This is a genomic window from Pirellulales bacterium, assembly GCA_035533075.1.
Taxonomy (GTDB): Bacteria; Planctomycetota; Planctomycetia; order Pirellulales; family JAICIG01; genus DASSFG01.
Map to the genome: position 1 here is coordinate 35,964 of DATLUO010000255.1, position 24,172 is coordinate 60,135.

The 24,172-nt window shown below is 62.6% G+C and carries 24 protein-coding genes; 21 read left to right on the forward strand and 3 right to left on the reverse strand.

Annotated features, from left to right (window positions below; all coding sequences use genetic code 11):
• Positions 1–2 precede the first annotated feature (2 nt).
• The 18 genes from VNH11_31830 (at position 3) to VNH11_31915 (ending at position 16,526) form a co-directional block, all read left to right on the forward strand.
• Positions 3–440, forward strand: a complete 438-nt coding sequence (locus VNH11_31830; protein HVA50973.1) for a hypothetical protein — start codon at positions 3–5, stop codon at positions 438–440.
• Between the two features lie 3 nt (positions 441–443).
• On the forward strand, positions 444–1,385 hold the full coding sequence (gene atpB, locus VNH11_31835; GenBank protein ID HVA50974.1) for a F0F1 ATP synthase subunit A: 942 nt from the start codon (positions 444–446) through the stop codon (positions 1,383–1,385).
• A gap of 59 nt (positions 1,386–1,444) precedes the next feature.
• Complete coding sequence (gene atpE / locus VNH11_31840) at positions 1,445–1,792, forward strand: ATP synthase F0 subunit C (protein ID HVA50975.1); 348 nt, start codon at positions 1,445–1,447, stop codon at positions 1,790–1,792.
• Between the two features lie 44 nt (positions 1,793–1,836).
• Positions 1,837–2,499: a F0F1 ATP synthase subunit B gene (gene atpF, locus VNH11_31845; protein ID HVA50976.1), complete on the forward strand. Its 663-nt coding sequence runs from the start codon at positions 1,837–1,839 to the stop codon at positions 2,497–2,499.
• Between the two features lie 90 nt (positions 2,500–2,589).
• Complete coding sequence (atpH, locus tag VNH11_31850) at positions 2,590–3,234, forward strand: ATP synthase F1 subunit delta (protein HVA50977.1); 645 nt, start codon at positions 2,590–2,592, stop codon at positions 3,232–3,234.
• Positions 3,185–4,720, forward strand: coding sequence for a F0F1 ATP synthase subunit alpha (gene atpA, locus VNH11_31855; protein HVA50978.1), 1,536 nt, complete (start codon positions 3,185–3,187; stop codon positions 4,718–4,720). The genes atpH and atpA overlap by 50 nt, the downstream gene beginning before the upstream one ends.
• A gap of 84 nt (positions 4,721–4,804) precedes the next feature.
• Positions 4,805–5,212, forward strand: a complete 408-nt coding sequence (locus VNH11_31860) for a DUF4870 domain-containing protein (protein HVA50979.1) — start codon at positions 4,805–4,807, stop codon at positions 5,210–5,212.
• Positions 5,213–5,231: 19 nt separating this feature from the next.
• A complete protein-coding gene (gene atpG / locus VNH11_31865; GenBank protein ID HVA50980.1) occupies positions 5,232–6,113 on the forward strand; it encodes an ATP synthase F1 subunit gamma in 882 nt (293 codons plus the stop codon).
• Between the two features lie 87 nt (positions 6,114–6,200).
• Complete coding sequence (gene atpD, locus VNH11_31870; GenBank protein ID HVA50981.1) at positions 6,201–7,673, forward strand: F0F1 ATP synthase subunit beta; 1,473 nt, start codon at positions 6,201–6,203, stop codon at positions 7,671–7,673.
• A gap of 124 nt (positions 7,674–7,797) precedes the next feature.
• Positions 7,798–8,244, forward strand: a complete 447-nt coding sequence (gene atpC, locus VNH11_31875; GenBank protein HVA50982.1) for an ATP synthase F1 subunit epsilon — start codon at positions 7,798–7,800, stop codon at positions 8,242–8,244.
• 267 nt (positions 8,245–8,511) lie between these two features.
• Complete coding sequence (locus VNH11_31880) at positions 8,512–8,793, forward strand: type II toxin-antitoxin system RelE/ParE family toxin (GenBank protein ID HVA50983.1); 282 nt, start codon at positions 8,512–8,514, stop codon at positions 8,791–8,793.
• Positions 8,794–8,802: 9 nt separating this feature from the next.
• Positions 8,803–9,150, forward strand: a complete 348-nt coding sequence (locus VNH11_31885) for a helix-turn-helix transcriptional regulator (protein ID HVA50984.1) — start codon at positions 8,803–8,805, stop codon at positions 9,148–9,150.
• Positions 9,151–9,290: 140 nt separating this feature from the next.
• Entirely contained in the window at positions 9,291–10,214 is a 924-nt protein-coding gene (locus VNH11_31890) for an alpha/beta hydrolase (protein HVA50985.1), read from the forward strand.
• Positions 10,215–10,923: 709 nt separating this feature from the next.
• Positions 10,924–11,499 (forward strand): helix-turn-helix domain-containing protein, encoded by a 576-nt coding sequence (locus VNH11_31895; protein ID HVA50986.1) that lies wholly within the window; start codon positions 10,924–10,926, stop codon positions 11,497–11,499.
• A gap of 181 nt (positions 11,500–11,680) precedes the next feature.
• The gene (locus VNH11_31900) at positions 11,681–12,379 is read left to right on the forward strand and encodes a Uma2 family endonuclease (GenBank protein HVA50987.1); all 699 of its coding nucleotides are present in this window, start codon (positions 11,681–11,683) and stop codon (positions 12,377–12,379) included.
• 180 nt (positions 12,380–12,559) lie between these two features.
• Positions 12,560–15,577 carry a PVC-type heme-binding CxxCH protein gene (locus VNH11_31905; GenBank protein HVA50988.1) on the forward strand — a complete coding sequence of 1,006 codons (3,018 nt, stop codon included), beginning with the start codon at positions 12,560–12,562 and terminating at the stop codon, positions 15,575–15,577.
• Positions 15,578–15,903: 326 nt separating this feature from the next.
• A complete protein-coding gene (locus tag VNH11_31910) occupies positions 15,904–16,071 on the forward strand; it encodes a hypothetical protein (GenBank protein ID HVA50989.1) in 168 nt (55 codons plus the stop codon).
• The gene (locus VNH11_31915) at positions 16,068–16,526 is read left to right on the forward strand and encodes a hypothetical protein (GenBank protein ID HVA50990.1); all 459 of its coding nucleotides are present in this window, start codon (positions 16,068–16,070) and stop codon (positions 16,524–16,526) included. The genes VNH11_31910 and VNH11_31915 overlap by 4 nt, the downstream gene beginning before the upstream one ends.
• On the opposite strand, the gene VNH11_31920 is transcribed toward VNH11_31915, so the two are convergent.
• Both VNH11_31920 and VNH11_31925 read right to left on the reverse strand, forming a co-directional pair.
• The gene (locus tag VNH11_31920) at positions 16,516–17,334 is read right to left on the reverse strand and encodes a DUF2238 domain-containing protein (GenBank protein ID HVA50991.1); all 819 of its coding nucleotides are present in this window, start codon (positions 17,332–17,334) and stop codon (positions 16,516–16,518) included. The two genes, VNH11_31915 and VNH11_31920, sit on opposite strands and share 11 nt — an antisense overlap.
• Positions 17,335–17,355: 21 nt before the next feature.
• A complete protein-coding gene (locus tag VNH11_31925) occupies positions 17,356–19,548 on the reverse strand; it encodes a DUF4214 domain-containing protein (GenBank protein HVA50992.1) in 2,193 nt (730 codons plus the stop codon).
• 293 nt (positions 19,549–19,841) lie between these two features.
• On the opposite strand from VNH11_31925, the gene VNH11_31930 reads away from it, so the two are divergent.
• The 3 genes from VNH11_31930 to cbiE are packed head-to-tail and all read left to right on the forward strand — an operon-like array spanning position 19,842 to position 22,133.
• Entirely contained in the window at positions 19,842–20,240 is a 399-nt protein-coding gene (locus tag VNH11_31930; protein ID HVA50993.1) for a hypothetical protein, read from the forward strand.
• A complete protein-coding gene (locus VNH11_31935; GenBank protein HVA50994.1) occupies positions 20,241–20,927 on the forward strand; it encodes a carbonic anhydrase in 687 nt (228 codons plus the stop codon).
• A gap of 9 nt (positions 20,928–20,936) precedes the next feature.
• Positions 20,937–22,133, forward strand: coding sequence for a precorrin-6y C5,15-methyltransferase (decarboxylating) subunit CbiE (cbiE, locus tag VNH11_31940; GenBank protein ID HVA50995.1), 1,197 nt, complete (start codon positions 20,937–20,939; stop codon positions 22,131–22,133).
• A 77-nt stretch (positions 22,134–22,210) separates the two neighbouring features.
• Here cbiE and VNH11_31945 read toward each other — a convergent pair whose 3' ends face one another.
• Positions 22,211–23,644: a bifunctional heptose 7-phosphate kinase/heptose 1-phosphate adenyltransferase gene (locus VNH11_31945; GenBank protein HVA50996.1), complete on the reverse strand. Its 1,434-nt coding sequence runs from the start codon at positions 23,642–23,644 to the stop codon at positions 22,211–22,213.
• Positions 23,645–24,172: the final 528 nt, after the last annotated feature.

Genomic DNA, 24,172 nt, shown 5'->3' on the forward strand with positions numbered 1-24,172 from the left:
CCATGCGCAACCAACTCAATTATCGAAGCGGTCTTGGCCTGCCGGCGGCATGCATCGTGTTGGCCCTGTGCGTGGGAGCGGCCGGTGGTCTGGCCAGTTTCGTGGCGCACGGCCGGCATGGCGCCGTCTCGGCAGTGGCCGTCGGAGTGGCTGCCCTGACGTGCTGGTTGTCGGCGACGGCGGCCCTGTTGTTGGCGGGCCGGTTGGCGGCGACGCGGTGGTGCATTCAAGGAATTATGGCGGCCGGCTTCGTACGGTTTTCACTGCCTCTGATGGTTGTGGCCGCGTCGGCTCTGGTGCAAGGGCCGCTATCGCGTGCCGGGTTGTTCGGATACATGGTTGTTTTTTTCTTGCTGACGATGGGCGTTGAGACGTTGCTCTTAGTCGGCGTCATCCGCGCGTCGAGCGTTCAGAGCCGTGCGGCCTGGAGGGGGTTGTAGGGCATGGCCGAGCCTATTTTGCACATTAAGGACGGTTACTTCTTCGAAGTGCCGAAAGTCCTTTGGCGATATCACTTTGAGAGCATCGACGACGTGAAGGAGCAGTACCCGTTTCTCGTCAAGGCGCACCCCGCTGCGACGGTTGCTGACTTCAACCGAGGGCTGTCCGGCAAAATCATCATCCCACAGCCCTTTGCCACGCTTGAGAATCTGCACGACAAGGCGTCAGGCTTCGCGATCTCCAAGTTCATGATCTTGGAAGTCGTGATCGGACTCGTTCTCGTGTTCGTTTTTTCCTGGCTGGCCCAGCGGATTGCGACCGGTGGGCCGCCGCGCGGAAAGCTATGGAACCTGTTCGAGTCGGCGTTGCTGTTCGTTCGCGATGAAGTGGCGCTGCCCGCCATGGGCAAGCACGACGCGGAACGGTTCACGCCCCTGCTGTGGACCATGTTTTTCTTCGTTCTGTTTTGCAACTTGTTTGGCCTCTTGCCGTGGCTGGGCGCGCCGACCGGTGCGTTTGCCGTCACGTTCGGCCTGGCGTGCGTCACCTTTGCCACCACACTGGTTTCGGGAATCAAGCAATTCGGCTTTGTCGGTTTCTGGCTCAATCTTGTGCCGCACATGGAGCTTCCCTGGTGGCTTGTACCGCTGAAGATGCCTATCTTCGCGATCGAACTCCTAAGTCTGGTGATCAAGCACATCATCCTTAGCGTTCGTCTTTTGGCCAACATGGTGGCCGGGCATTTGGTGCTGCTGGGAATCTTGGGGCTGATTGCGGTAGCCGCTGACCGTCCGAGCACGGCCCACTGGCTGATGGTCGCGGGCATTAGCGTGACGAGCTCGACTTTGTTCAGCTTCCTGGAGCTTTTTGTTGCATTTTTACAGGCCTATGTGTTTACCTTTTTGTCCGCTCTATTCATCGGCGCGGCGGTCCACCATCACTAGCCAACGCTAGAGCGGTGAGCCGGCCGCCGACCCACTTTGACGCGAAGGAGATTGAAACCGTGGTAAGATTTGTTCGTGTTCCGGCACTCGTCATGATGCTGATGACGCTGGGATTGGCGGCGCCCGCGTTGGCGCAAGAAGAGAACCAAGGCGCTGGCGCGGCGGCCGCGGGGGTTGCCGCCGGTCGGGCACTCATCAATTTGAGCGGCGCCATCGGTTGCGGCCTGGTCGTGATCGGGGCCGGATATGGCATTGGCCGGCTGGCTGGATCGGCTCTGGAGAGCATGGCACGCCAGCCCGAGGTGGCCGGCAATATCCAGGTGGCGATGATCATCGCCGCGGCGTTGATCGAAGGTTTCACCTTTTACGCGCTGTTTATTTGTTCGCAAGAGAACCCGTTTAAGTGATCGCGACGACAGTTATCGCCCAGCGACTCGCAGGTGGAATTGCCATGATCGTATGCCGTCTTTTCTTGGTGGCCGCCGCCCTAGGTTGGTTAAGCGCCGTGCCCGCACTGAGCACGGCCAACGCAGCACAGCACGGTGAAGCGGCCCACGGGGGCGGCGAGGCCCGACACGGGGCCCACTTTGGCCAGGAGGACGTCGATCTCGATCCCTCGGAGCTCAAAGGCGATCTGGCGATCTTTACCTTCATCGTGTTTCTGTTGCTGGTCGGCATTCTGTGGAAATTCGCCTGGGGGCCGATCTCGCAGGGGCTGGAAAAACGCGAGCAGCATATCGCCGAGCAGATCGCGGCGGCGGAACGGGCCAACGCTGAAGCCAAGCAGTTGCTGACCGACTACGAGCACAAGCTGGCCAGCGCGCAAGACGAGGTGCGGGCCATCATCGAGGAAGCGCGTCGCGATGCCACCCACACGCAGCAGGGAATCCTGGCGCAGGCGCGGGCCGATGCCGCCGCCGAAATGGACCGCGCCAAACGCGAAATCGAAACGGCCAAGGATCAGGCCCTGCGCGAGCTGGCCGAGACCAGCGCCAACCTGGCCGTCGAGTTGGCCGGCAAGGTCATTCGCACCCAGCTCGACGCCCATCAACACGCCCAGTTGGTGACCGAAGCGCTGTCGCGATTCCCTGCTGCCAGCCCGAGTCGGAATTGAGTAGCGAATTCAACGAGTGAGCAAGCGTCAGCGGGACGGCCTAGGAAGGCCATCCTCCTGAACCCTGAACCCCGAACCCTGAACCCTTTCATGGCTGAAGACCCCTACCTCGCTTCCTCGCTGGTCGACCACGACATCGACGTGGGCGCTTACCACATCGGCATGGTCTACGGCAAGGCGCTCTTGGCCGCCACGGAAAAGGCCGGCAACACCGAAGAGGTGCTCGCCGAACTCGACCAGCTCATCGAGCTGCTGGCCAGGCAGCCGAAGATCGACAACGTGATGGCTTCGGGCATGATCGCCAGCGACCAAAAGGTGGCCATGGTCGAACGCGTGTTCGCCGGACGGGTGACGCCGACTTTCCTCAATTTCCTCAAAGTGGTCGTCGACCACGGCCGCGGCGGTTTTTTGAGGGCCATGCGCCGGGCGGTGCGCGACCTGCGCGACCAGCAACAGGGCCGCGTGCGCGTGCAGGTCACCACGGCCACGCCGCTCGACGGCGAGCTGACCGAGCGAATCCACAATCAACTCAAGAGCATGCTGGGCGGCGAGCCCGTGCTGACGAAAAAGGTCGATCCCGACCTGATCGGCGGCCTGGTCTTCCGCGTCGGCGACACCGTTTACGACGGCTCGGTGGTCACACGCCTGACCCGGGTCCGCAGTCAAATGATCGACAGGAGCATTCATGAAATTCAACGCCGACGAGATCGCGTCAGTCCTCCAGCAGGAAATTGAGCAGTACGAGTCGCAGATCGACGTCCGCGACGTCGGACGCGTGCTGGAAGTGGGCGACGGCATCGCGCGCGTCTACGGCCTGTCGGGCGTGATGTCGGGCGAAATGGTCGAGTTTCCCAGCGGCGTCAACGGGCTGGCCTTCAACCTCGAAGAACACTCCGTCGGCGTCATCATTCTGGGCGACTTCCTCTCGATCCACGAGGGCGACGAAGTCAAGAGCACCGGCCGGCTGTTGAGCGTGCCCGTGGGCGACGCGGTGATCGGCCGCGTCGTCGATCCGCTGGGCAACCCGCTCGACGGCAAAGGAGCGATCGTCACGTCCGAGCGCCGCCCGGTCGAGTTCATGGCGCCCGGCATCGCCGGTCGGCAGCCGGTGCGCGAGCCGTTGCAGACCGGCATCAAGGCCATCGACGCCATGACGCCCATCGGCCGCGGGCAGCGCGAGCTGATCATCGGCGACCGCAAGACGGGCAAGACCGCCATCGGCATCGACGCCATCATCAACCAGCGGCACTCCGGCGTGAAGTGCTTTTACGTGGCCATCGGCCAGAAAGAGTCGACCGTGGCCGGCGTGGTGGAAGCCTTGCGAAAGCACGACGCCATGGACTACACGACCGTCGTCATGGCCGGCGCCAGCGACCCCGCCCCCTTGCAATACGTGGCCGCTTACGCCGGCACGGCGATGGCCGAATTCTTCATGTACAACGGCCAGCATGCGCTGATTATTTACGACGACCTTTCGAAACAGGCCGTGGCCTATCGGCAGCTTTCGTTGCTGATGCGGCGGCCGCCGGGACGCGAGGCCTATCCCGGCGACGTGTTCTATTGCCACAGCCGCTTGCTGGAGCGCTCGGCCAAGCTCAGCGACGCCCTGGGCGGCGGCTCGCTCACCTCGCTGCCGATCATCGAAACCCTGGAAGGCGAAGTATCGGCCTACATTCCAACGAACGTGATCTCGATCACCGACGGACAGATTTACTTGCAGCCCGACCTGTTCTTCGCCGGTCAGCGGCCGGCCATGAACGCCGGCATTTCGGTTTCTCGCGTCGGCGGCGCGGCCCAGATTCCGGCCATGAAAAAGGTGGCGGGCGGCCTGCGTCTCGACCTGGCGTCTTTCCGCGAATTGGAGGCCTTCGCCCAGCTCGGCACCGATCTCGACGCGGCCACGCAGGCCCGGCTCGACCGCGGCTATCGCATGATCGAGTTGTTGAAGCAGGGGCAATATCAACCGATGGACGTGATCGACGAGGTGTTGAGCATCTACGCCGGCACTCGCGGGCATTTGGACAAGATTCCCCGCGAGCAGGTTGCCGAGTGGGAGCGGGGCTTCCTCTTATATATCCACGATCAGAGGTCCGAAATCCGCAAGAAGATCGCCGACACAAAAAAGCTCGACGACGATACCGCGGCGGCCTTGGAAGCGGCCATCGCCGAATTTCAAAGGCAGTTTTCCGGCAAGAAACAGGAGGTGGCAGCGAAAGTGTAATAAGCCAACACCGATTAGGGCGGCCATGACGGGATCAGGTGTCTGGCGACAATTCCAGCACCACGTAAAGGCGAGATTACCGAAATGGACGAGCAGACAAATCCGTATGGTGCGCCCCAGGCCGCCGTCGAGCCAACAGCTACTTCGGCGTTACCCGACAAAGATGTGAGGATGTGGGCGATGTTGTGCCATCTGTCGGCGTTGTCGCTGTACTTTACCGGACTGGGGTTCATTCTTGGGCCGCTGATTGTTTGGCTGGTCAAGAAAGACGATCATCCATTGATCGACGACCAGGGGAAAGAGTCACTCAACTTCGAGATCTCAATGCTGATTTACTACGTCATTGCGGGTCTTTCGATTTTCTGTTTCATCGGGATAGCATTGTTACCCTTACTGCACATCCTGCATATTGTTTTCATCATCGTGGCGTCGGTGAGGGCGAACAACGGAGACGCGTACCGATACCCATTGACGATCCGACTCATTAAGTAACGCCCCACTCAGCGACAGCATGGCCAAAGCCCGAGCACTCGATAAACGCCGCAAGTCGATCAAGAACATCCGCAAGATCACGCGGACGATGGAACTGATCGCGACCGCGCGCTTCAAGAAGGCGATGGACCGCGCCGCCGCGGCCACCGCCTATACGAAACGCATCACGGCGTTGGTCGCCGACCTGGCCCGCACCGGGCTAGAAGTCAGCCACCCCTTGCTCGAAGCCCGCGAGGAAACGAAGCACGCCGTGCTGCTCGTGCTCACGGGCAACCGCGGCCTGTGCGGCGGCTACAACTCCAACGTGCAGCGCGTCGGCATGCTGCGCTACCATGAGTTGAAAGCGGCCGTCCCTCGCGTCACGCTCGAAGTATCGGGCAAGCGCGGCATCTCGGCGTTTCGTTTTCGCGAGGTCACGCCCGACCGCACTTACACGCACTTCGAAGACAAGCCCAGCTTCGACGAAGTCGACGTTTTGGCGAACCGTTATCTGGAGGAATACGCGACCGGTCAATTTGATCGGCTCGTCGTGGCCTACACGCGCTTCGACGGCATTGCCCGGCAGGTGGCCACCGTCGAAACGCTGTTGCCGCTCGGCTCGTTGACGGGCGCCGAGGATCAACGCGACGAACAGCGCAGCCACGTGCAATACGAGTTTCTGCCCTCCGCGGAAAGCATTTTGGAAGAAGTGGTGCCCACGAGCTTCAAGGTGAAGCTTTTCAAGTGCTTCCTCGATGCGGCGGTGAGCGAGCAGGTGGCCCGCATGGTGGCCATGAAGGCCGCTACCGAGAACGCCGACAAGCTGATCAAACAACTATCGATGACCTACAACCGTGCCCGGCAAAGCCAGATTACTGGCGAGATCATGGAAGTGCTCGGCGGGGTTGAAGCGTTGAAATAGTGGTTAGTGATTAGTGGTTAGTGATTAGCCCAAGCCCCAAGACCTCCTGAACCCTGAACCCTGAACCCTGAACCTTGAACCCTTTTAATGTCTAGCGCAACGCTCCACAGTCCAAAGCATGAAACCAACGGCCACAACGTGGGCCGCGTAACGCAAATCATCGGCTCGACGTTCGACGTGGAGTTCCCCGTCGATCGGCTGCCGTCCATCTACAACGCCGTCAAGATTTCGTCGGAGCACAAGGGCATCAAAGTCGCGTTGACCGGCGAAGTGCAGCAGCACTTGGGCGGCGGCCGAGTGCGGTGCGTCGCCTTGGGCAGCACCGACGGCATGATCCGCGGCCAGGAGTGCCTCGATACCGGCAAGCCCGTTACCGTGCCCGTCGGAAAGGCCACGCTGGGCCGCGTGTTTAACCTGCTGGGCGATCCGATCGACGGCCGCGGCGAAGTGCAGGCCGACGAACGCTGGAGCATTCACCGCGACGCGCCGCCCGTGACCGACCTTTCGACCAAGACCGAGCTGTTCGAGACGGGCATCAAGGTCATCGACCTGTTGACGCCGTTCGTCCGCGGCGGCAAGGCGGGCCTGTTCGGCGGTGCCGGGCTGGGCAAGACCGTGATCCTCACCGAGTTGATTGCCCGTATCGCCAGCGCGCACGGCGGCTACTCGGTATTCGCCGGCGTGGGCGAGCGGACCCGCGAAGGGACCGACCTGTGGCTGGAAATGCAGGAAGCCAAGATCGGCGATACGGGCCGCAGCGTCATCGAGCAGACGTGCATGGTGTTCGGCCAGATGAACGAGCCGCCCGGCGCCCGGTTGCGCGTGGCCTTGTCGGCGCTGACGATGGCCGAATACTTCCGCGACACAACGGGGGCCGATACGCTGCTGTTCGTCGACAACATCTTCCGTTTCTCGCAGGCCGGCAGCGAAGTCTCCGCCTTGTTGGGCCGCATGCCGTCGGCCGTCGGTTATCAGCCCACCTTGGCCACCGAAATGGGCGCCTTGCAGGAACGCATTGCCTCGACGAACAAAGGGGCGATCACGTCGGTGCAAGCCGTGTACGTGCCGGCCGACGATCCGACCGACCCGGCCCCGGCCACGGCCTTCGGCAACCTCGACGCCTTTCTCTACTTGGAGCGTTCGATCAGCGAGAAGGGCATTTACCCGGCGGTCGATCCGCTGGCGTCGTCGAGCCGCATTCTGGATCCGCAGTACGTGGGCGAGCGGCACTACGCCGTGGCCCGCCGCGTGCAGCGCACCTTGCAGCGTTACCGCGAGTTGCAAGACATCATCGCCATCTTGGGCATCGACGAGTTGAGCGAGCAGGACAAGCTGGTGGTGCATCGTGCCCGGCGTATGGAGCGGTTCCTTTCGCAGCCGTTCTTGGTGGCGGAAGTCTTCACCGGCAAGCCGGGCGAAATCACCAATCTGGACGACACGATCCGCAGCTTCGAGGAAATCGCCGAGGGCAAATGGGACCATTTGCCGGAGAACGCTTTCATGTACGTCGGCCCGATCGAGCAAGCGGAAGAGCAGGCCAAGAAGATGGCCAAAAAGTGATTTTGGATTTTCGATTTTGGATTGGCTGGGCCGCACGTCGTAAGGTGCGGCCAGCGAGCTTGCGAACGCCGGCCCACCGCAAATGGCGTTCATTGATTCTGAACCCTGAACCCTGAACCCTTAAATGGACCCGCACGAGAGCACTCGCTCGCACATTTTACAATTGGTCGTCGTCACGCCCGAAGCGACGGTGCTCGACGAGACGGCGGAGTTCGTGGCGTTGCCGCTGTTTGACGGCGAGATCGGCATTGCGCCCCTTCACAGCCCGATGATCGGCCGGCTCGGTTATGGAGAGATGCGGGTGACGCATGGCGGTCGCGTTGCGCGCTATTATCTCGACGGCGGTTTCGTGCAAGTCGTGGATGACGTGGTCAGCGTCTTAACCGGGCGCGCCTTGCCGGCCGGCACTCTCGACGCCGAAGTGGCGGTGGAGCAACTCAACGAGGCCCGTCGCCGCCCCTCGAACACGCTGGAACTGATGGGCCTTCGCGACCGGGCCGAACTTCAGGCCCGGGCGCAACTTCGCGTGGCCCGACATGCGGGGGCAGCAGTTCACTCGGCAAACCACTGAATGCCGCTCGGTTTGAGCAGAATCATCGACGAGCCGGCTTGGATTGTCTGCCGCCAGCTTAAGTGCTGATCCGGTGGACTTCGCTGCGGAGACTTCATTCCTGAGCGACTTTAGCCCTTGTCGGTGGCGGGTTTCGTTTTGGGGGGGCCGAAAGTCTTAAAGTCATCCCCAGTCTTGGAAATATGTCAGCAATGACATAGAATGCCGTGATGGTGACCGTGGATAAGCCGCTGGTTTGGCTGCACGGCGAGGTGAAAACGCCTCCATATTTCCGCTACCGCGCGACGCGAAGCCGGATTCTTGTTGCGACAGTTGCAACTCGGAGGGTCGCTGTCGTTGCCGCATTCGCGGCCGATGCCGTCGATTGGCTTAGCCGTTCATGAACTTCGTATCAAGGATGCCGGCCACGAATGGAGGGTGATTTATCGTATTGATGCCGATGCGATCGTCATTGCCGAGGTTTTCGCAAAGCGCTCGCGTACGACTCCGCAGATGGTTATCGAGCGTTGCCAAAAGAGATACCAGCAGTACGATTCCTTTGCAAAGTGAGCGACTTAGATGGATGCCAAGAAGCGACATCGCCTTGAACAGGCGGGATGGAAAGTGGGAACGGTGCAGGAGTTCCTGCAGTTGTCGGATGCCGATGCCGCGTACATCGACATCAAAGCAAAGCTGGCTGCCTCGCTTGCTGCGCGGCGATCGGCTAAACGGTACACTCAGGAGCAGGTAGCCAAACTGCTCGGTTCGAGCCAATCTCGCGTGGCCAAAATGGAAATCGCCGACGGCTCGGTATCACTCGACCTGCTTGTCAGGTCGTTGCTGGCGTTAGGCGCGAAGCCGAGCGAAATCGCGCAAGCGATTCGTCAACCACGGCGCGCGCTTGCAGGAGAAGACAAGGATCTGTAGGTGTTGTGCCCGTGGGCAAGGGCTAAAGCCACGGTCGAAAAGCCCGGCTAAAGCCGGCTCAAAAATTCTCGAATGTGGGCGTCAACCACCAGCTAAAGCTCGTGGCAAACAAGTAACAGAATCCAAAATCCAAAATCGCGATGTCTCTCGATCCTGAAGCCCGAATCCTCGCCCAGGCCGCGGTCGGCGCTGCGCCAATGCACCTGCAAACGCCGGCTGAGGCTCGGGCGGCGATGCTGGCACAAACGGCCGGCCTCGGAACGCCGGAGCAGGTCGCAAGGATCGAAGACCTTTCGGTGCCCGGCAAACATGGCGGCATTCCCGTTCGCGTCTACACTCCGGAAGGACAGGGGCCGTTCACGGGCCTGGTCTACTTTCATGGCGGCGGCTGGGTGATCGGCAGCATCGACACGCACGACGCCCTTTGCCGCTCGATCGCCAACGCGGCCGGCTGCGTCGTCGTCTCCGTCGAGTATCGCCTCGCTCCCGAGCACCCCTATCCGGCGGCCAGCGAAGACGCCTACTCGGCCACCTGCTGGGTGGCCGAGCATGCGGGGCGGCTGGGCATCGATCCCCTGCGTCTGGCGGTCGGAGGCGACAGTGCCGGCGGCAACCTGGCCGCGGTCGTCAGCCTGATGGCACGCGACCGGTCGGGTCCGCGGCTGGCGTTGCAACTGCTCCTGTATCCGATCACCGATTACGACCTCGACACCGCTTCTTATCTGCGCTACGCCGACGGCTATTTATTGACGCGCGACGCCATGGCCTGGTTCTGGCGGCAGTATTTGCCCGACGGCGTTTCGCCCGACGGTCCTTATATTTCGCCGCTGCGCGTCGCCGATCTCTCCGGCCTGCCGCCGGCCTTGGTGATCACGGCGGAGTGCGATCCGCTGTGCGACGAGGGGCTGGCCTACGCAGAGCGGCTGAAGGCGGCCGGCGTCGAAGTCGCCGCGACTTGTTATCGCGGCATGATCCACGGCTTTATCCGCCGCCACCGCCTGCTCCGCCAAGGCCGCAAGGGGCTGGAGGAATTGGCGTCGTGTTTACGCTTGCTATGCCCGTGACCGCAGCCACCACCAAAGGCAGCTTGCCCATTTGTCGCTCTCCGTAGAATAGGAATAGACGCTTCAATCGTGTCGTTCCGCCTCTTTTGACTTGGCTGCCGGATTGCGAAGATCGCCGGCTTCGTCAGGACTGGATCGACCGCTTCGGCCGCTATGAATGGGAAAACTTTCTAAAGAACAGCCCCGGTCTGAATCGAAACTACCTTTCGGAAGGCTTAGAGCGCGACGGACACGCCGCACCGGATTGTCCGCCGCCGCCGCGAGCCGCAGGGGGGAACCTGCCCGCAAGGCCAGGCCTTGAACGTGCTCGGCTGCCGACCTTTCTTCGGCCGCACGAGCAGGTTGGCCGGCACTCTCTCCTGCCTCGGCTTTGCGAGGCGTGTTATCGGGACGTGAGCGAATCTCCGGAGCGGTCTGGTTAGCCGACGACTTCTCCATATTACGGATTTTCACTGACTTCCGAGCGCCCTTTTGCCGATGAGCCTAGTAGGGCCGGATCAGAGGGATCTGACCATCGCCATGAAAAAAGAGAACGTATCAACCCCGACCCAGGTGTTTGCGGTGGCTGGTTGCTCACCCACAGCCGGCAAGAAGGAGCGCGCGACAGCCGCTGCTGCCGCAGACAAAAGGGGTAAGAGCTCGCCTCGCGGCCGCGTGCCGACGGCGAGTCATTCCAAACCAACGCGATAGTAAAATCGGAGAGCCTGCGATGAAGGTTTTCACAACTGGACAGGTCGCCAAGATCTGTAAGGTGGCCCCGCGCACCGTCAGCAAATGGTTCGATTCCGGCCGGCTGAAGGGTTACCGCATACCGGGATCCCAGGACCGTCGCATCCCCCGCGAATACCTGATTCGGTTCCTCAAGGAACATGGTATGCCGCTGGGCGATCTGGAAGACGAAGCGATGGCCAAAGTGCTCGTGGTCGGTCAAGACCAGGTGCTGCTGGAGAATCTGAAGCGAGAATTGCCGCTGGACAGATCGTTCAAGCTGGCGGTGGCCGCCAGCGGGTTCGAGGCGGGCATTCAAGCCGAAAGCTTCCACCCCGACTGCATCATTGTCGATTTCTCGATCGGCCGCATCGAAGCCTTGCAGATTTGCCAGAATCTGCGGCGCAACAGCGAATACTCGGACACGATCCTGATTGCCTTGTTGCCCGACGACGGCAACTCCAACAGCTTCGATCGTTCGACGATCAACGAGACGTTCAAGAAGCCGTTCGACGTGGCCTTGCTGGCCGAGCGGTTGCGGACGCTGATTGGCGCCCGCAAAGAACTGGTCCGCTAAGGGCCTCCGGCGTCTTGGCCTGGGCAACGACGCACGACTATCGCCGCCTGTAAAAAACCAACCCGTCGCGGATGACCCCCGCGACGGTTTTTTTTTGCGCCGGCATGGGCGTCGTGGGCGGCCGTAGGGTGGGACCAGCGAGCTTGCGAGCGCCGGCCCACCGTGAACGGCGTCGCTATCGGTGGGCCGGCTCTGGGCGTCCACTGCGGCCTGCATTATGATGGACTGCGGTGTTGAAAACTACCGAGCAGGCCTGAAACGCATGTCCGCCACATCCGATCTCACGAGCGATTTTTCTCCGCGAGCGTGGAAAAACTTCCTGGTGAACATTTTGCCGCCGCAGGGCGCGTGGACCGAGGAACAATACCTGGCGTTCACCGACCATACAAACCGACTGATCGAATTCACTGATGGCCGTTTGGAACCACTCCCCATGCCCACCGACCGCCATCAGTGTATTTTGGCCTATTTGTTCAAGGCTTTCGACAAGTTTATCGAGCCTCGTGCCGGCAAGGTTCACTTTTCTGGATTGCGGTTGCGGATCCGGGTGGAGAAGTTTCGCGAGCCGGACCTGTTGCTGCTCCTGTCGGCGAAAGACCCGCGCCGCCAGAACCGTTTTTGGACCGGCGCCGACTTGGCGTTGGAAGTCGTCAGTCGCGACAAGCCCAGCCGCGACCTGATCGATAAACGGGGCGATTACGCCGAAGGCGGCGTGCCGGAATATTGGATCGTGAACCCGGAGGACGAAAGCATCCTCGTGCTCCGGATCGAGGGCGGGATGTATGCCGAGGCGGGCACGTTTAAGCGTGGCGAATCGGCGGCGTCGGTGTTGCTGTCGGGGTTCGCGGTGGATGTGGACGCCGTGTTTGACGCGGATTGAATAATGAACGCTGAGTTGGTGTCCAACGGAGGTAAGGTGGGGCAAGCGAGCTTGCGAGCGCTGGCCCACCTTACGCCTTTGCGTGAGAATCATTCGGGCCGGCATCCTGTTGCATTATGGTGGCGACCGGCTTACGCTCACGTAGAAAGTCCAGCCCCGAAACCGTCGCTCTCCTCGTTGATGTCTCTTTTTCTTTGTCTTGCTATCGTTGTCGTCGCTCAGATCCATGCCAGCGACCCTCCCGCGCGTGTCGAAGAGCGGCGTGAAGCTGACCCAATCAAGAGCCCCCTCGAACCAGCCGAAAGCCTTTCTCACTTCCGGCTGGCGCCCGGCGTCAAGATCGCGCTGGTCGCGGCGGAGCCGGAAGTGGTCGACCCGGTGGCCATTCGCTTCGATGAAGCGGGCCGCTTGTGGGTCGTCGAGATGCGCGACTATCCCAATGGCCCCGCCGCCGGCCAAAAGCCGCTCTCGCGCATCAAACTGTTGGAAGACGCCGACGGCGATGGACGCTACGAGACGGCCCATCTCTTTGCCGATCAACTCCTCTTCGCCACCGGCGTGCAGCCCTGGCACGGCGGCGTGATCGTCACCTTCTCCGGCCGGATCGAGTGGATGAAGGACACCGACGGCGACGGCAAGGCCGACCTGCGCGAGACCTGGTTCACCGGCTTCGCCGAAGAAAACCCGCAGCTCCGCGCCAATCACCCTCGCTTCTCGCTCGACAACTTCGTGTATGTGGCCAACGGCCTTCGCGGAGGCGTGGTGACCAGCAACTGGTCCCGTGCCGGCAATGTGGGCGCTCACCGACAACGCGAACTGCCCATCAGCGGCCGCGATTTCCGCTTTGAACCGTTGCGCGGCGAAGCCAGCGCCGTGTCGGGCAACGGACAGTTCGGCATGACCTTCGACGACTACGGCAACCGCTTTATCTGCAGCAACCGCAACCCGCTGATGCACGTCGTGCTGGAAGAGCGTTACCTGGCCCGCAACCCGCTGCTGGCGGTGCCGGCCGTCGTGAGCGACGTGGCCGCGTCGGGCGACAACTCGCACGTCTATCCGCTCAGCCAGGCCTGGACCACCTCGATCTTGCACGCCGGTCAATTCACGGCGGCCTGCGGAGCCGAAGTCTATCGCGGCGACGCCCTCGGCGAGCATTTTCACGGTTGCGGCTTCACCTGCGAGCCGACCGGCAATTTGGTGCATTGCGAAACGATCGAACCCGCCGGCGCCACCTTCGTCGGGCATCCCGAACGCGAGGGCGTGGAATTCCTCGCCTCGCCCGACACCTGGTTTCGCCCGGTGAATCTGGAAACCGGCCCGGACGGCGCCTTGTACGTGGTCGACATGTATCGGGCGGTGATCGAACATCCGCAGTTCGTGCCCGACGAATTGAAAGACCGGCCCGACCTGCGATACGGGGACGACCGCGGTCGCATCTATCGGCTGGTGGCGGAGGGCAAGCGGTCGCCGACGGCGCCGCCAAACCTGGCGCACGCCGGCCCTGACAAAGTGGCGCCGCTCTTGGCCCACGAAAATCCCTGGTATCGCAGCACGGCCGCGCGGCTGCTGTATGTCCATCAGTGGCGGCAGGCGAAGCCGGTGGTCGAACGCATTCTGAGCGAGGCCAAACAGCCGGCTGCCCGCGTGCAGGCCCTTTGGACGCTGCAAGGCTGGCGCGATCTCTCGCCGGAGCTGCTCGAACGGGCGCTCGGCGATCCGCACCCGCGCGTGCGCGAGGCGGCCGTGCTGCTGGCCGAGCCGCTGCTGGCCGATCGTGCCGAGCTGCGCAAGCGTGTCATGGCGCTGTCGGGCGATCGCGACGCGCGGCTGCGGTTTCAGGTGGCGCTCAGTCTGGGCGCGGCGCCGGGCGAAGAGGTGTTGCAGCCGTTGGCAAACATCGCCCTGGCCGGAGCCGATGACGTTTGGACGCGGCGGGCGGTGCTGACCGCGGTGCTCGATCTGCCTCACCAATTCCTGGCCAGGCTGCTGGATCAACTTCCCGGCGTGGGCGATTCGGCGGGTCATGCGCAGGCGGGACGCGCGCTCCACGGACAGGGAATCATGGAACTGCTGGCCGAAACGGCCCGGTTGGTTGGGGCACGTCGTCAAACCGAGGAAGTGGCAGGTGTACTAAACAAGCTGGCCTCGGTCATTCAGTTATCGCACAAGCTGGCGATCGTGACGGGCATGGCGCGCGGCATGCAAAGCCGCGGGCTGAGCTGGGCGACGATGGTTGCCCGGTTCGATAAAGACGCGGCGGCACGCAGAGCGGCCGACGCGATTCTTCGGCAGGCCGCCGAATTGGCGCAGGACTCCGACGCCGAGCTCGCGCAGCGCGAGCAGGCGTGTGCCTTGCTTCAGTTCGGCAGCGATGAGCTGGCCGTGCCCGTGCTGGCGGAAATCATCGACCGCGAGACGAACCAGTCCTTCAAGCAGCAGGCTGTCGCTTCGCTGGCCGCGCATGCCAGCCCACGGGCGACCGACCTGCTCATCGCGCAACTCAATCAGCAGACGCCAGCCATTCGTCGGGCGATGCTCAACGCGCTCTTGGCCCGGCCCGACCGTGTCGGCCGTTTGCTCGACGAGATTGCCGCTGGCCGGCTGAAAGCCTCGGAGCTCGATCCCTTGCAAGCCAACCGCTTGCGGCAGCACGCCGACGCGCAGTTGCGCGCCCGTGCCGTCGAGTTGCTGGCGGCGGCCGAGCCGGCCGAGCGGGCGGAAGTGATGAAGCGGTATCGAGCGGCGCTCGACCTGAAGGCCGACCCGCGGCACGGCCGCGAGGTGTTCCAGAAAAACTGCACCACCTGCCATCGCATCGGCCCGCTGGGCATCGACGTGGCGCCGAGCATTGCCGACTCGCGCACGAAGTCCCAGGAGCAGCTCTTGCTCGACATCCTGGAGCCGAACCGGGCGATCGACAACAACTACGTCAGCTACTCGCTGACCACGGCCGACGGCCAATCGCTGGTGGGCGTGATTTCGGCCGAGACGGCTTCGTCGATCACCTTGAAGCAGCCCGAAGGCAAGGTGCTCACGCTGGCCCGCGGCGACATCGACGAGATTCATTCCAACGGCATTTCGCTGATGCCGGTAGGGTTGGAAAAGAACATCTCGCTGGAGGACATGGCCGACCTGATTTCGTTCATCAAGAACTGGCGCTACCTGGAGGCCGACCTGCCCGCGCGGGCCGGGAAATAGAGTACGTAGGGTGGGACCAGCGAGCTTGCAAGCGCCGGCCCACCGCTGCAAAAGGCGGAAGGCAGAAGGTGAGGGCAGAATAAAGGATTTGTGCCTTCATCCTTCTACGCTACTCCGGTGGTGGGCGTCGAGGTGGCGGACGACGGCTGCGGCGGCCGCAACACCTTCACCGAGCGTGCCCGCCAATGGCGTTGACCGGGGTTTATCGCGGGATACAATCGTTAGTTGGGCGTAGGACTGGGAAGTTCGCTCTTCGATCCGGTGATATGAGCACAGCGCCCCCGACAAGCGGCTACACACCGACATTCGACCATGTCGGGCGAGCAATGCAACTCACTGATTCTGAGATCCGCGAGCGTAACCTGGTTGCGCTCGCGGCGCTTGACGCCGTCGAACAGATCGGAGATGCCGGCGAACAGCGGGAGACTCTCGACTACCTAAGGCAGGCCGTTGACGACGACCGGTTGTCGGCGCGGCCGCGCTTCGGGTCATGAGGCTCGTCGTCGTCGACACTGGGACGCTGGGATTGTTGACTCATCCTCGAGCCCAGCCGACCGCCCGCGCCTGTTGGCAGTGGGCTCAATCGTTACTGGCAGCAGGCGTGCGGATCATCGTGCCCGGCATTGCAGTCTACGAATTGCGGCGCGAGTTGATCCGGGCAGGAAAGGCATTGGGGTTGCAGCGGCTCGACGCAATTCGGGCCGGCTTTGAATTTGATCCGGTAACTCAGACATCGCTCGACGAGGCTGCGAGGTTATGGGCGGTCGTCCGGAATGCCGGATTGACGACAGCTCATCCAGCGGCATTGGATGGGGACGCTATCCTCGCGGCCCAAACCATGCTTGCGACCTCGGCTGGCGATACTGCCACAATTGCGACGGACAATCAACGTCATCTCTCGCGTTTTCCTGGAATTGATGCGCGACGCTGGCAGAGCATCATTTGTTGAGCGGGAACCCGCCTGCTCCGCCGAAAACAACGCTGACAGCAAGTTCTGCTCGGCATGCGTTTTCCGCGACGAGCGGCATCGATGCGACACGCGTGTCGCATCGGTCGCAGACGGCGCTCTTGCGCGCCATCCGCGGCGTGGTGTTTACAAACGGGAGGACCGATGAAGCGAACGGCAGCATCGCGGTGATTACTCCCGCGGTCAGCCAGCGAGCTTGCAGCCGGCCGAGGCAGACCAGCGCGGCGGCGGCGCCGACCAGGGCCATGAACATGTCCCATTGCGCGTCCCAGGGATCGCCCTGCATCCCCAGCCACTCGGGGCCTTGGTCGGGATAAAAGGCCAGCACCCAGCCCCATTCCACAATCTCGTACAAAGCGCTGAACGCCAGCGGCACCGCCGCGCTCAACAGGAGCACGAGCCATGCGCGACGCACTTCGCCCACGCGCACCAGCACCTCGCGCGCGATCAAGGCGGGCGTGAAGCCCTGCGCGAAATGCCCGACGCGGTCGAACGGGTTGCGGTCGAGGCCCAAGGCGTCTCGCAGCCAGTTGCCGGGCGGCGCCTCGGCGTAGCTGTATTTGGCGCCGATCGCCAGAATGACGAAGTGGGCCGCCGCCGTCAGATAGACCATCGGCGTGAAGCGGAACCGCGGTGCCACGGCCGCCAGCACGCCGATGCCCACGCCGCCGATCGACAGTTCGAAGAACCAAGTGCCATAGTCGCGCGTCCCGACCGCCGACCACGCCGTGGCAACGAGCGCCACGGCCAGCATGGTCCACAGCGGCATGTCGGCACGGCGATACGTCATAGCGAGGCGTTAGGGCCTGGCTCAGATGGTGCTGCCCTTCTGATAGAAGTCGGGCAAGGCCGCCGCGGTGCCGGCGGCCGGCGCCGGAGGATTGTTCGCGTACTCCGGCAAGTTCGTGATCTCCTGCTCGATCGTGCGGTCGGTGGCGCCGGCCTTCATCTGGTCCACATATTGCGTGGTTTCCGCGGCGGTCGGTGCGCGGAACAAGTACTCCTGGAACCAACCCGCCACGTCGTTGCCATAAGCCTCCGGGCTGTCGAAGAAGCCGAGCGCGATTTCGTACCGTATCGTGCCCGGGTCAACCCCCGCCGCCGCCTGCTGGTTATAAAAGTTCGTCCAGAACGTCTGACCAGCCGGGTCCGGCGTGCGGTTGAGAATGCGTTGGTAAAGCGCCGTGAGCCACGACTGGGGCGACCCGCCCGCCGAACTGTAGAATTCAGGGCTGTCCGCAAAGCCGGCCTTGATCTGCTCCGGCCCGCCGGTAGCGTGCCAGACGCTCTTCCAATACGCCAGACCGCCCGCATCGAGCGGGCGCAGCAGATATTGTTCATAGTAGTTGCCGAGCACCTTGTCGAGCAGCTCGTCGCTCTCGAAGAAGCCAAATGCGATGTCGCCGGTTTTGCCGCCGTTGTTGAAATCGCCGGTCCAGTATTGCAGGCCAGACGGATCGGGCGTGCGGTTGAGCACCGATTCGTAGAACTTCCAGACCACGGCCGCGTGCTGCGAGAGCACGGTGACGGTGGCCGTGGTTTGATCGCCTGAGGTGTCGGTCACCGTGAACTGGGCGCTGTCGTAGCCGGGGAAGTTGGTTCCCGGCGTATAGGTGAACGAACCGTCGGCCTTGATCGCGAAGCTGCCGCCCTGCGCGCCGGCCACGGTGCCGGCAGTGACGCTGAGCGGAGTGGGGGCCGTATCGCCGCTGAGCAATCCGTCGGCCGCCGAGACGGTCGCCGTGCCCGAACCGATCACGTAGGTCTGGTCGGTCGCCACGATCGACGTGCTCACGGGCTTAAAGAGATCGGCCAGGTCGTTTGTGCCCGCCGTGTTCGCGTCGCCCAAGAATCCTCCGCCCGGAGCCGGCACGTTAAACAACTCCTGCATCGTCTTCAGGTCGGAAGAGTGCGTGAAAGGCTGCGTGCTGTCGTAGGCGTTCCCCTTGGCCAGCGGCGAGATCACGATCTCGGGTATCGTATATTGAGACGTGCTTCCACCTTCGCTTTCGTCGAACCAGATGACAATCGCGCCGTTATTCTTGTAGGCCTGCGAAGCCTCGATCATGGGGATGATCTGCGAAAGGAAGTTGTCGCCCTCTGCGATCGCCTCTTGATCGGTACCGTCGTTCTTGTTGGCATCGTCATAGGTAACGCCGTTGTACGTAAACGTCGTGCTCTTGTCCGCCGGCAGCGAATTGTGCATGTCGTTGTACAGGTCGGGAGTAATCAGGTTGTACCGTCCGACCGCGTTTTGATTCAGGTCGGTTTGCAACTGTTGCAGGGGATCGTAGTGCGACACCTCGGGGTTCGAGGGTAAAAGGTCGGGCGCCGAGCTGGTGCTGCCGTTGGTGGCCGTGAAAAACAGTTGCCCGTCGTGCTTGGCCGCGAAACCATAATAGTTGTTGTGGTTGTAAGGATTGGTGTACGCCGTCGAACTACCGATGACGCTCTGTAGCGGAACGGTCCACTGGTTCTGCGGCAGTGGCTGGTAGGTCAACTGACCGCTGCCGTTGGTACTCAGGTCGATGTCTTCCTGATACGATTTCCAGGAGATGCCGGCAGTCTGCAACAATGCGCTGAGGTTGGGGGCGTTGACGATGTTGCTGGGGTAGGGATCGCTGTCGTTGAGCGGCCCGTGGGTGCCCGACTCCTGCCAGATGTAGTTCGGCTCGGAGGGGTGCGTGCTGTCGGCGTTGTAGTAATTGCTGGCGTACGAGGTTTGCGCGGCGTTGGCATTGCCCGGCGTCATGAGGCTGTTCAGGTAGGGGGCGGCCGGATTGCCCATGAGTTGCTCCGGCGAGCCGCTGAGGCCGGAGGGTTGCGTGAGGTTGTGGTTCTCCATGTCGATGTAGAAGACGTCGCCGACATTGGCCATCTGGGAGCCCGAGAGCATCGCGCGGGATTCGAGTCCCTCGATGAGCGACCGGCGACGGCGTTGGCCGGTCTTGTGGCGGCGGCGAAGAGAAAACAGGCTGGCCCGCGGAGAGACGATGTTTCGCATGAGATGAGATCCAGGGTGTGGTAGACGGGCGGCCCAACCCCCAGGCAAAGTACCCAAACGTTGGGTCAAAAGTAACGGGCAGACAGCCGCCACCTTAGCCTTCCGCAAGGGCGTTTGCAAGGGGCGGGAAGCTTTTGGTAGTGATTCCTTTGAGAATAGGTAAAGGGATTTCTGTCGGGCGGTAGAATCAGGGTTGTTCCTGAACCGCTTGCACGCCGGCCCGGACGGCCTATCATGGCGGTGGCGAATGTTCCGCCATCCTCGTTCAACCCCTTTTAACGGAGGCGATTTCGATGCGAAGCCTGACTCTTGCCGCGGCGACTCTGGCGATTACGGCCACTTGTCTTGCCGGTCTCTCGCGGGCCGACGACAGCACCGATCCGACCGGCACCTGGAAATGGTCGGTGACGTTCAACAACCAGACCCGCGATCTCACGCTCAAGCTCAAACTCGAAGGCGACAAGCTCACCGGTGCCATGCTCGGACGGAACAATCGGGAAATCGCCATCGAGAACGCCAGCTATAAGGACGGCGAAGTCGCGTTCACGGTCACCCGCGAGCGGAACGGGCAAAAGTTCACCTCCAAGTACAAAGGCAAGGTGAGCGGCGACACGATCAAAGGCACCATCGAGAACGAACGCGACGGACAAACGCGGTCGCGCGACTGGGAAGCCAAACGCGAGAAAGCCTAAATGCGGAAACTGATTGAAGGCATCGTCAATTTTCGAGAGCAAGTGCTGCCGCAGTACGAGGAGCACTTTCGGCGCTTGTCGCAGGGGCAAACGCCCGACGCGCTGTTCATCACCTGTTCGGACAGCCGCGTCGTGCCCGACCTCTTGATGTCGACCGATCCGGGCGACCTGTTCGTGATGCGCAACGTCGGCAACCTGATTCCCCCGGCCACGATCGAAGGCAGCTCGACCGGCGACTTGTCGGAAGCCAGCGCCATCGAGTTCTCGGTGCTGGTGCTGGGGGTGCAGAGCATCGTCGTCTGCGGCCATTCCGAGTGCGGCGCCATGAAGGCGGCCATGGAGCGCAAGCCGACCTCGGAGACGCCGAACCTCAACAAGTGGCTCCATCACTGCAACACCGCCCTGTTCCGGCTCGATCAGGAAGGACCGTTGAACCGAGCGCTGCCGGCTCACGACCAGCTCTCGCAGATCAATGTGCTCGTGCAGCTCGAACATTTGATGTCGTACCCCATCGTCCGACAGCGCGTGCATGCGGGCGCCTTGCAGCTTGGCGGCTGGTGGTTCGACATCGCCCAGGCGCGAATGCTCTCTTATGAGCGCGAGACGCGGGCCTTCGAGCCGATCGATCGCCGGGCGGCCGAGCGGCTGATGCAGCGGCTTGCCCCGGCCGGCACCCAGGAAGCGTGAGGTGAGAACATGATCGTAAAAATCGTCGTCGTCGGCATCGGTGATAACGGCGCCGAGAGCCTCTCGCGCGAAGCTCTGCGACGGGTGTCGGAAGCCGAACTGCTGCTGGGCGGCGAGCGGCACCTGGGGTTCTTCGCCGATCACCAGGCCGAAAAGCTGGCGATACGCGACAATCTGAAAGAGATCGCCGCCCGGCTGCAAGTCGAAACGCGGCGCGTGGTCGTGCTCGCATCGGGCGATCCGCTGTTTTATGGCATCGCCGGCTATCTGGCCACGAAGGTCGGCCGCGACCGGCTGGAGGTGCTGCCGAACATTTCGTCGATGCAGCTCGCCTTCGCCCGACTGAAAGAATCGTGGCACGACGCGGCCCTGGTAAGCTGCCACGCCAAGCCGATCGAAGACGCGATGGACGTCATTCGCGACGCCAAGAAGGTTGGCATTTTCACCGACGACGAGAACACGCCCGGCCGGATCGCCCGCGAGCTATTGAAGGCCGGCATCGGCGGATTCCGCGCCCACGTGTGCGAGAACCTGGGCGGCAGCGACGAGCGGGTCACATCGTGTGACCTGGCGGAGCTGGCCGAGCGCTCGTTTGCGCCGCTCAACGTGCTGGTGCTCATCAAGCAGGCTCAAACGCCGGCGATCCATCGCCGCGACTGGACGTTCGGCATTCCAGAAGAGGCTTTTTATCAGCGGCAGCCGCTGAAGGGACTGATCACCAAGACGGAAGTCCGCGTGCTCAGCCTGGCGAAGCTGCGGCTGCGGCCGGGCAACCTCGTGTGGGACATCGGGGCCGGATCCGGCTCGGTATCGATCGAGGCGGCCCTACTGGGAGCCAAGGTGTGGGCCATCGAGAAGAACAAGGAAGATTGCGAGATCATCCGCCGCAACATCGAGAAATTCGAGACGCCGCAGGTCACGGTCGTGCATGGCATCGCTCCCGCGGCGCTGACGGATTTGCCCGACCCCGATGCGGTGTTCATTGGCGGCAGCGGCGGCGAAATGGCGGAGCTGGTGCGCCTCTGCCGCGAGCGTCTGACCGCCGGCGGGCGGCTGGCGATCAACGTGGCCACGCTGGAAAACCTGGGCGAAGTGCCGGCCGACGACGTGACGCTCGTGCAGATCAGCCGCACTCGGCCGATTCTGAACCTGCACCGGTTGGAGGCACTCAACCCCGTGTTTGTCGCTTGCTGGGAGAAGCAATGACGTTGCCATTTTGGATTTTGGATTTTCGATTTTGGATTCGTTCAATCCAAAATCGACAATCCAGAATCCAAAATCAATCAAGTGGCCCGCTGGCTTTCAAGCAGGCGCGTGGTGCTCAGGCCCGGCACGAGCGGCAAGGTGACCACTTTGCCGCCGCGGCCGATCACGAAATCGGCCCCCGCGATTTGCGCAGCCGTGTAATCGTCGCCCTTCACTAAAATGTCGGGAGCCAGATGCCGCACCAACTGTTCCGGCCGCTCTTCGTCGAAAATGACCACGGCATCGACACACGCCAGGCCGGCCAAGAGCGCGGCGCGGTGGTCGTGCGAGATCACCGGCCGCGTGGGGCCTTTGTTGGCCTTCACCGAACTGTCGGAATTCAGCCCCACCACCAGCACCTCGCCGAGCTGCCGCGAACGCTCCAGGCACGAGAGGTGTCCCGCGTGCAGAAGATCGAAGCAGCCGTTGGTGAACACCACCCGCTTGCCGTGCTGCTGGGCCGCCTGCACCAGCTTCTTGGCGCCGGCCCAGTCGAGCACCTTCGGCGACAGCCCGCGGTAGACCGCGTCGAGCTCGGCCGCGTGGACGACATAGGTGCCCGGCTTGCCGACCGCGATGCCCGCCGCCAGCACCGACAATCGGCAGGCCGATTCCATCTCCCATCCCGCGGCCAGGCAGGCCGCCAAGACCGCCACGACCGTGTCGCCCGCACCCGTGACGTCGGCCACTTCGCGGGCCTCGGCGGGAATATGCGCGACGCCATGTTCGGAGGCGACCGTCATGCCGTCGGGGCCGCGCGTGACCACCATGGTATCGAGCGCGAGCCGCTCGCGCAATTCGGCGGCGGCGGCGGCGAAGTCGTCGTCGCCTTGGATGCGCCGGCTGAGGGCCCGTTCGGCTTCCATTTGGTTGGGGGCCAACAAGGTCGCGCCGGCATAGGACGCGAAATCGTGCTTTTTGCCGTCGACCAGGCAGGGTACTCCGGTGTCGCGGCAATGCCCGATCAGTCGCCGCAGCAAGCCGTCGTCGAGGGTGCCCTTGTCATAGTCGGCCAACACCACCACGCCATGATTGGCAACTTCAGACAACAGCCGCGGGGCGATTTCGGCAGCGGCCGCAGTCAAGGCTTCGCGGGATCCTTCGCGGTCGAGCCTGACGAGCTGCTGAAAGGCGCCGGCGATGATGCGGGTCTTGGAGATGGTGGTGGCCAGCGGGGCCGCATACAGCTCGTCGGTCAGCAGGGCGTTCTGAGAAAGGATCTCGCGCAGCGTTTGGCCATCGGCGTCGACACCGATCACGCCGGCCAACGTCGCCCGGCAGCCCAGGCCGGCCAGCGATGCCGCCACGTGTCCGGCGCCGCCGGCGCAGCAATGTTCCTGTCGCACATTGACCACGGGCACGGGCGCTTCGGGCGAAATGCGATCGACGTGGCCGGCGATGCGGCGGTCGAGCATTACGTCACCGACGACCAAGGCGGATACTTGCCCCTCGAACTCGCGGACTGATTGCATGGAAAAGCGTGAGCCGGATTGCCCACCCCGGAGAGGATGCGAATCCTCAAGTTTATTTGCGGCCACGCCGGTTGCCAAGCCGCCCGGCTGCGATCTAAGATCCGCAAAAACCCGCGGAAACGGCCGGTCCTAAAATTTTCAAGATAGGTACTTGCAATCCTCGCAGTTCCGATTATCATTACGGCCAGCGTTACTTTCCTATTTTGCCAGCCAGCGCGTGGCGGCAAAATCTTCCGCCCCACGCGGGGCCATTTCCAGTGGGGTACTGCGGCAGCCGTGGAAGGCTGCTGGGTCTAGCCCATGGAAGGCAACGGTATGCCCGCCAGAAACCGGCACGAACACCGGTGGAGTTTTTTTCTGCTTCGAACGTTAACTGACTAACACCTTATTTTCGCACCCGGAGGAACCAATCATGCAGACATGGCCCCGCAACCCGCTACGGAAGAAAAAGAGCAGCAAGTCAAACACAAAAAGCAGCAGCAACCGCCGCCGGCTTAGTTTTCAGGGGCGAGCCGAATCCCTGGAAAC